At 69.5% G+C, this 7,896-nt stretch carries 9 protein-coding genes; 3 read left to right on the forward strand and 6 right to left on the reverse strand.

Annotated elements, in window-relative coordinates; translation table 11 throughout:
- Positions 1-96 precede the first annotated feature (96 nt).
- Both ACFU53_RS44595 and ACFU53_RS44600 read right to left on the reverse strand, forming a co-directional pair.
- On the reverse strand, positions 97-252 hold the full coding sequence (locus ACFU53_RS44595) for a hypothetical protein (protein WP_384005680.1): 156 nt from the start codon (positions 250-252) through the stop codon (positions 97-99).
- A gap of 107 nt (positions 253-359) precedes the next feature.
- Positions 360-2,018, reverse strand: a complete 1,659-nt coding sequence (locus ACFU53_RS44600) for a fumarate hydratase (protein WP_384005682.1) — start codon at positions 2,016-2,018, stop codon at positions 360-362.
- Between the two features lie 202 nt (positions 2,019-2,220).
- Between ACFU53_RS44600 and ACFU53_RS44605 the strand changes: the two genes are divergently transcribed.
- Both ACFU53_RS44605 and ACFU53_RS44610 read left to right on the forward strand, forming a co-directional pair.
- Positions 2,221-2,943: a DUF1707 domain-containing protein gene (locus ACFU53_RS44605; protein ID WP_384005684.1), complete on the forward strand. Its 723-nt coding sequence runs from the start codon at positions 2,221-2,223 to the stop codon at positions 2,941-2,943.
- A 174-nt stretch (positions 2,944-3,117) separates the two neighbouring features.
- Positions 3,118-3,495, forward strand: a complete 378-nt coding sequence (locus ACFU53_RS44610; RefSeq protein WP_384005686.1) for a WhiB family transcriptional regulator — start codon at positions 3,118-3,120, stop codon at positions 3,493-3,495.
- 173 nt (positions 3,496-3,668) lie between these two features.
- Here the strand turns inward: ACFU53_RS44610 and glpX are convergent, their stop codons facing one another.
- A complete protein-coding gene (glpX, locus tag ACFU53_RS44615) occupies positions 3,669-4,703 on the reverse strand; it encodes a class II fructose-bisphosphatase (RefSeq protein WP_384005688.1) in 1,035 nt (344 codons plus the stop codon).
- Between the two features lie 125 nt (positions 4,704-4,828).
- On the opposite strand from glpX, the gene ACFU53_RS44620 reads away from it, so the two are divergent.
- Complete coding sequence (locus ACFU53_RS44620; protein WP_384005690.1) at positions 4,829-5,347, forward strand: DUF4245 domain-containing protein; 519 nt, start codon at positions 4,829-4,831, stop codon at positions 5,345-5,347.
- 113 nt (positions 5,348-5,460) lie between these two features.
- Here ACFU53_RS44620 and ACFU53_RS44625 read toward each other — a convergent pair whose 3' ends face one another.
- The 3 genes from ACFU53_RS44625 to xseA form a co-directional block, all read right to left on the reverse strand.
- Positions 5,461-6,051, reverse strand: a complete 591-nt coding sequence (locus tag ACFU53_RS44625) for a malonic semialdehyde reductase (protein ID WP_384005692.1) — start codon at positions 6,049-6,051, stop codon at positions 5,461-5,463.
- Positions 6,052-6,163: 112 nt separating this feature from the next.
- Complete coding sequence (locus tag ACFU53_RS44630; RefSeq protein WP_384005694.1) at positions 6,164-6,448, reverse strand: exodeoxyribonuclease VII small subunit; 285 nt, start codon at positions 6,446-6,448, stop codon at positions 6,164-6,166.
- A gap of 10 nt (positions 6,449-6,458) precedes the next feature.
- Positions 6,459-7,691 carry an exodeoxyribonuclease VII large subunit gene (gene xseA / locus ACFU53_RS44635; RefSeq protein ID WP_384005696.1) on the reverse strand — a complete coding sequence of 411 codons (1,233 nt, stop codon included), beginning with the start codon at positions 7,689-7,691 and terminating at the stop codon, positions 6,459-6,461.
- Positions 7,692-7,896: the final 205 nt, after the last annotated feature.

The raw sequence follows: 7,896 nt of genomic DNA on the forward strand, positions 1-7,896 counted from the left end.
GTCCGGTACAGCGCTGCCGTCGGCGGGGATGTTCCCGCGACGGCAGCGCTGTACCCATCCGGACTACGTGGTGTCCAGATGCCATCAGGCCCTCCGTCAGCCGAAGGCGAGCTTCGCCGTCCTCCAGTCGCTGTCGGCGCTGATCACGGTGGTGGCGGTTCCGATGGTGCCCGCCCCACCCGCGTACAGCTTGATGCTGCCGGCGCTCGCCAGCCCAGATCGAGGCCCACCACGCCGGTGAACCTCATCCACGGCACACCGGACACCGGACGTGGCGTATCCGCTTGCTGGCGTACAACCGCCCTCTCCGGTGCGTGACCTGAGAGGGCGGTTGAGGAGCCGAGTGCGGCTGCGGTCGGCTACGCGCCGTGGCGCACCGGGATGGTCAGGATCGTGGGAGATGGTTCCACTGCGCTGAAGAAGTCGTTGCCCTTGTCGTCGACGACGACGAACGCCGGGAAGTCCTCGACCTCGATCTTCCAGACGGCCTCCATGCCGAGTTCCTCGTACTCGACGACCTCGACCTTCTTGATGCAGTCCTGCGCGAGCCGGGCCGCAGGACCGCCGATCGACCCCAGGTAGAACCCGCCGTGCGTTCCGCACGCGTCCGTGACCTGCTGCGACCGGTTCCCCTTCGCCAGCATCACCTTGGAACCGCCCGCCGCCTGGAACTGCTCCACGTACGAGTCCATCCGCCCGGCGGTCGTCGGACCGAACGACCCCGACGCGTACCCCTCGGGCGTCTTCGCCGGGCCCGCGTAGTACACCGGGTGGTCCTTCAGGTACTGCGGCATCTCCTCACCCGCGTCGAGCCGCTCCTTGATCTTGGCGTGCGCGATGTCGCGCGCCACGACCAGTGGCCCGGAGAGCGAGAGCCGCGTCTTCACCGGGTACTTGGTCAGCTCGGCGAGGATGTCGTCCATCGGCTGGTTGAGGTCGACCCGCACGACGTCCGACTCGTCCAGGTGCTCGTCCGTCGTCTCCGGCAGGAACCGCGCCGGGTCCGTCTCCAACTGCTCCAGGAACACGCCCTCGGCGGTGATCTTCGCGACGGCCTGCCGGTCGGCCGAGCAGGACACGGCGATCGCGACGGGGCACGAGGCACCGTGCCGCGGCAGCCGGACGACCCGCACGTCGTGGCAGAAGTACTTGCCGCCGAACTGCGCGCCGATCCCGATCTTCTGCGTCAGCTCGAAGACCTTCTCCTCAAGCTCCTTGTCCCGGAACCCGTGCCCGAGCGGCGACCCCTCGGCCGGGATGTCGTCCAGGTAGTGCGCGGAGGCGTACTTCGCGGTCTTCAGCGCGTACTCGGCGCTCGTACCGCCCACCACGATCGCGAGGTGGTACGGCGGACACGCGGCCGTGCCCAGCGAACGGATCTTCGCCTCCAGGAACTTCATCATGGAGGCCTCGTTCAGAACGGCCTTCGTCTCCTGGTACAGGAAGCTCTTGTTCGCGGACCCACCGCCCTTGGCCATGAACAGGAACTTGTACGCACCGCCGTCGGTGGCGTACAGCTCGATCTGCGCCGGCAGGTTCGACCCGGTGTTCTTCTCCTCCCACATGGTGAGCGGAGCCATCTGCGAGTAGCGCAGGTTCAGGTTCAGATACGCGTCGTAGATGCCCTTCGACAGGGCCTTCTCGTCCCCGCCCTCGGTGAGCACGTTCTGCCCGCGCTTGCCCATGACGATCGCCGTACCCGTGTCCTGGCACATGGGCAGCACACCGGCGGCCGCGATGTTCGCGTTCTTCAGCAGGTCCAGGGCGACGAACTTGTCGTTGCTCGACGCCTCGGGGTCGTCGATGATCCGGCGGAGCTGCGCGAGGTGCGCCGGACGCAGATAGTGCTGGATGTCGTGGATCGCCTCGGCGGCGAGCTTGCGCAGCGCCTCCGGCTCCACCTTGAGGAACGTGCGCCCGTCGGCCTCGAAGGTGGAGACACCCTCGGAGGTCACCAGCCGGTAGGGGGTGGTGTCCTCTCCCATGGGGAGCAGATCGGTGTACTCGAACTCAGGCATGTCGCCCATTCCTCACTCGACAAGGCTGTTGTCAGGCTCGCGCGCCCCTGCGGCTCACTCGCCGACGGCTGACCTCCGTTGGCAGCGCCACCAGCGTAGAACCTGGCCCGGACGCCGGGCCTGTGAGGTAAGGCTCAGTTCGTCGTCCACGAGTTGTCCACACCCCTGGTCGCGATCTATCGCGAGTGGGTAATCTGCTGTCGTGGACCTTCACAAGCGCCCCGCCCAGGAACCGCCGTTGTCGACTGCCGAACTGCGCGCCTCCGACGCCGACCGCGACCGGATCGCCGACCTCCTGCGCGACGCCCTCGCCGAGGGCCGCCTCACCGCGGAGGAGCACTCCGAGCGGGTCGAGGGCGTGCTCGCCGCCAAGACAGTGGGCGAGCTGGACGTCTTCGTACGGGACCTGCCGGCCGGCCAGGCCCGGAAGGCGGGGCCGGCGTATGTGCCGCCCGTCTCCTCCGTGCCCAACCGCCCCACCCCCGGTGCCATCCCGATCGACCCCGACGACCGGCTGATCGCCGTCTTCAGCGCTTCGATGCGCAAGGGCCGCTGGCGGGCCGGCCGCCGCATCCACGCGTACGCGATATTCGGCAGCGTCGAGATAGACCTCAGCGAGGCGCTCTTCGAGCACCGCCAGGTGATGATCAAGGCGATCTCGGTCTTCGGCAGCGTCGAGATCCGCGTCCCGGAGAACGTCTCGCTGCGCGGCAGCGGCGGAGGCATCCTCGGCAGCTTCGAGGTGGACGCGCTGGATTCAGTGGAGACCGACGCCCCGGTGGTCTATGTGGACGGACTGGCCGTCCTCGGGAGCATCGAGGCGAGGCCCAAGCGGGGCAAGGTGATCGCCGACCTCCTCGGCCGGGTCACCGACCACGTCTCCCGCAAGGTGGACGATCATTTGCGCAAACACCTGGACCGTTGACGCTTGTGAATTCGACCACGGCCGGACACCACCCGAAGGGATCGGATCCGGTTGTGGGCGCGCGGTGTTGACGCCGAATTCCAGCGGATCGGGACTCAGTGCATAGGCCCGCGCACAGCGGGTAGGCCTTGCTGCATCGTCTCTCGCTCGCGAAGCCGTCGTCAGGAGTAGACCGTGCTGCATCCGCCGCATTCGTCCCTGCAGGTCGCTGCTGTTCCGCCCCAGCGGGTGCCAGTGCGAGACAGGGATCAGGACGACCCGTGGCACACGGAGGCCGTGTGCCGGCGTGACGAGGCGGGGCTGTTCTTCGCCCCCTCCAAGGAACCCACCGCGTCCCGGCTCTCCCGAGAGGAAGCCGCCAAGCGCGTCTGTGCCCGCTGCCCCGTCATGGTCGAGTGCCGAGAACACGCACTCCTGCAACCCGAGCCCTACGGAGTCTGGGGCGGCCTGACAGCAGCGGAACGCCGAGTGGTCCTCGCCCGCCGCCGCCGCCGAGACGTGGAGCTGCAGAAGGCGGCGAGGACGAACGGGACGATAGCGGCGGCGGGCTGACGTCGATACATACGGAAAGGGCGCCCTCTCCGCACAAGAGGGCGCCCCTTCAGTGCCGACCGGGGGCTTTCGTCTTCAGGGGCACGGGGAACTGCGCGACAAGCCACGACGATCCGCAGCCGACAACGCCCCGAAGCCCCCACCCCCTTGCTCCACTTACTTGGCTAGTCGACCTACTTGGCTTTCTCGAAGTCGATCGAGCTGTAAGCACGCAGCTTGCTCAACCGATGCACCGAGTCGATCCGCCGCACCGTCCCCGACTTCGACCGCATCACGATGGAGTCGGTGGTCGCGGTCTCCGACCGATACCGCACGCCACGCAGCAGCTCCCCGTCCGTGATCCCGGTCGCCACGAAGAACACGTTCTCCCCGGACACCAGGTCATCGGTCGTCAGCACCCGGTCGAGGTCATGCCCCGCGTCGATCGCCCGCTGCCGCTCCGCGTCGTCCTTCGGCCACAACTTGCCCTGGATCGTGCCGCCGAGGCACTTCACGGCGCAGGCCGAGATGATGCCCTCGGGTGTACCGCCCACCCCGAGCAGCAGATCCACCCCCGTGCCCTCCCGCAGCGCCAGGATCGAGCCCGCCACATCCCCGTCGGAGATCAGCTTGATCCGCGCGCCGGCCTCCCGGATCTCCTTGATGATCCCTTCGTGCCGGGGCCGGTCCAGGATGACGACGGTCACATCCTCCGTCGCGGACCGCTTCGCCTTGGCCACCCGGCGGATGTTCACCGACACCGGCGCGTCGATGTCGACGAAGTCGGCCGCCTCGGGCCCGGTGACCAGCTTGTCCATGTAGAAGACGGCCGACGGGTCGAACATCGTGCCCCGGTCGGCCGCCGCGAGAACGGCGATTGCGTTGGTCATGCCCTTGGCCGTCAGCGTCGTACCGTCGATCGGGTCCACGGCGATGTCGCATTCCGGGCCGGTGCCGTCACCGACGCGCTCGCCGTTGAAGAGCATCGGGGCCTCGTCCTTCTCGCCTTCCCCGATCACGACGACGCCGTTCATCGACACGGTGGAGACGAGGGTCCGCATGGCGCGCACGGCGGCTCCGTCCGCCCCGTTCTTGTCCCCGCGGCCGACCCAGCGGCCCGCGGCCATCGCCGCCGCCTCGGTCACCCGGACGAGTTCCAGGGCGAGGTTGCGGTCGGGGGCCTCGGAGGGGACTTCGAGCTCGGACGGCAGTTGGTGATTCTCGGTCATCGGAGCGCACCTTTCTGATACGGCGACGGCCGGATGAGGGTTCCGCCCGACTCTATCGTCAGTCCGACAAAATGAGCAGGGGACCCCACGGATGAGCAGAGCGGTGCACCTGCGACGATGAGGGAGTGGCAGGTACGAAAGGCAAGCAGACCGTTCGCGACATGGTCCTCTCCCTGGGGCTCATCGTGCTGGCGGCATGGGTCATCTATCTCTTCATCCCGCATGACGAGACCGAGCAGGAGCTCAAGCGCGTCGACTACCGCGTCGAACTGCTGACGGCGCGTCGCGCGGCCTCCTATCCGGTGGCCGCGCCCGAGGGTCTGCCCGGAACCTGGAAGGCGACCTCCGTCCGCTTCCGGGGCGACGAGTCGGACCGCTGGCACCTCGGGTTCCACGACCCCGACGGTCGGTATGTGACGGTCGAACAGTCCGCCGAGAAGCCGTCCCGGTTCATCGCGGACGCCACCCAGGACGCGAAGAAGACCGAGACCACGCAGAAGATCGGCGACGAGACCTGGACCCGGTACGAGGGCGAGCGCTACGACGCCCTCGTCCTGGAGAGCACGGGCTCCACGACCGTGGTCGCGGGCTCCGCGTCGTTCGCGCGGCTGACGAAGATGGCCGAGGCGCTCAAAACGGAGTGACCGCGCGTGCCGCGAGCCCGCGCCGAGCGCGGTGACCGCGTCTGCCGTGAACCGAACGTACGGAGGGCCCCGGCGAGGTCGCCGGGGCCCTCCGAACGTGGCTGCGGTGGAACTCAGACCGTGGTGACGACGTGGTCGAAGTCCAGACGCGGGGAGCGCGGGTAGGACGCGCCCTCGCCGGGCCTGCCGATGTTGACGACCATCAGCGGGGTGTGGTCGTCGTCCAGGAACTCCTTCTGGACACCGGCGAAGTCGAAGCCGGTCATCGGGCCGGCGGCCAGGCCCGCGGCGCGCACGCCGATGATGAAGTACGCGGCCTGGAGGGCGGCGTTCATGCCGGCGGCGGACTCACGGGCCGCGCGCTCGGCGAAGAAGAGGTCCTTGGCCTGCGGGAACGCCGGGAACAGGGCCGGCAGCTCCTCGTGGAACTCGTTGTCCGCGGCGAGGATCGCGACCAGCGGGGCGGCGGCCGTCTTGGCCTGGTTGCCCTCGGCCATGTGCGGCACCAGACGCTCACGGGCCTCGGCGGAGCGGACCAGGACGATGCGCAGCGGGGTCTGGTTGAAGGCGGTCGGGCCGTACTTGACCAGGTCGTAGATCGCCTGCACCTGCTCCTCGGTCACCGGCTCGTCGGTGAACGTGTTCGCGGTGTGGGCCTCGCGGAACAGCAGGTCCTGGGCGGTGGGGTCGAGAAGGAGGGACATGAGGCAACCTTCGTGCGTCGTGGCTTAGGGCCTCGACGGTACGCGAAGGAAGTTCAAACTTCAACCAAAAGCGCGGCCTGGTGATCCGCTTCACAGTGCCCGCGGGCACGGGTCACCCGGCCTTGCCGTGCCCCTTCTCGTCCTCCTTCTCGTCCTCCGCCAGCGCCGCGTCCAGTCGCGCCCGCGCCCCGTCCAGCCAGCGGCGGCAGACCTTGGCCAGCTCCTCGCCGCGCTCCCAGAGGGCGAGGGACTCCTCCAGCGTCGTACCGCCCGCCTCCAGGCGGCGGACGACCTCGATCAGCTCGTCCCGCGCCTGCTCGTACCCGAGGGCGCGGTCGGCCTCCAAGGCCCCGGCCGCCCCGGTCGTCCCGTCGGCCTCGCTCACGTTGCTGGTCATGCGGCCCACCCTATGCGTCCCCTCCGACAGTCCCGTCCGGGTCGACCCGGACGACGAACTCGCCCTCGGCCACCCGCGCCCGCAAGGGCTCCTCCGCCCCGACCTCGCCGGGCGCGCGGACCACATGACCGTCGGCCTTCTGCAGCACCGCGTACCCCCGCTGGAGCGTCGCAGCGGGGGAGAGGGCCACCACACGCGCGTGCGTGTGCGTCAACTCCGAGACGGCGCGGTCCAGATGGTGCCCGAGGCAGCGGCGGCCCCGGTCGAGCAGCGAGGCCACCTGGTCGGCGCGCTCGTCGATCATGCGGTGCGGATCCTCTATCGAGGGGCGCGCGAGGGCGTGCGCGAGCCCCCGCTCCTCCCGCTCCACGAACGCCTCCACGCACCGCCGCGCCCGGTCCCGCAGCCACCGCACCCGCTCGTACTCCTCGCCCACGTCCGGCACGACCTTCTTGGCCGCGTCGGTCGGCGTGGACGCGCGCAGGTCCGCCACATAGTCCAGCAGCGGGGTGTCCGGCTCGTGCCCGATCGCCGACACGACCGGCGTACGACAGGACGCGACCGCCCGTACGAGCTGCTCGTCGGAGAACGGCAGCAGGTCCTCCACGCTGCCGCCGCCGCGCGCCACGACGATGACGTCCACGCCGTCCAGCTCGTCCAGCTCCTTCACCGCCTGCACGACCTGCGGCACCGCGTGCACACCCTGCACGGCGACATTGCGCACCTCGAAGCGGACCGCCGGCCAGCGGTGCCGGGCGTTCTCCAGCACGTCCCGCTCGGCCGCGGAGGCCCGGCCGCACACCAGCCCGATCAGCTGCGGCAGAAAGGGCAGCGCCTTCTTCCGCTCGGGCGCGAACAGGCCCTCCGCGGCCAGCGACTTCTTCAACTGTTCCAGCCGGGCCAGCAGTTCACCGACCCCGACCGGCTTTATCTCGGTCGCCCGCAGCGACAGCTGCCCACGCGGGGCGTACCACTCCGGCTTCGCCAGGACGACGACCCGCGCGCCCTCGCTCACCACGTCGGCCACCGCGTCGAACACCTGCCGGTAGCAGGTCACCCCCACGGAGATGTCGTGCGACGGGTCCCGCAGCGTGAGAAACACGACGCCCGCGCCCGGACGCCGCGACAACTGCGTGATCTGCCCCTCGACCCACACCGCGCCGAGCCGGTCGATCCAGCCGCCGATGAGCCGGGAGACCTCGCCGACGGGGAGGGGGGATTCGGCGGACGTGTTGAGAGCCATGCGGTGAGCGTAACGGGGGGCGCCGACAGGACCGCAGAAGAGCTCGGGGGGTTCGGTGCGTTGGCGGGTGCGGGCTGGTCGTGGTTGCTCGCGCAGTTCCCCGCGCCCCTGAAAGACCAGGCCCTGCGGGCCTGGCAGGCGACGGGTTTCCGGGCCGAAAAGCACGGGGCGCAGCCCCTGCTTTTCAGGGGCGCGGGGAACTGCG

It is taken from the genome of Streptomyces sp. NPDC057474, assembly GCF_042802555.1.
Taxonomy (GTDB): Bacteria; Actinomycetota; Actinomycetes; order Streptomycetales; family Streptomycetaceae; genus Streptomyces.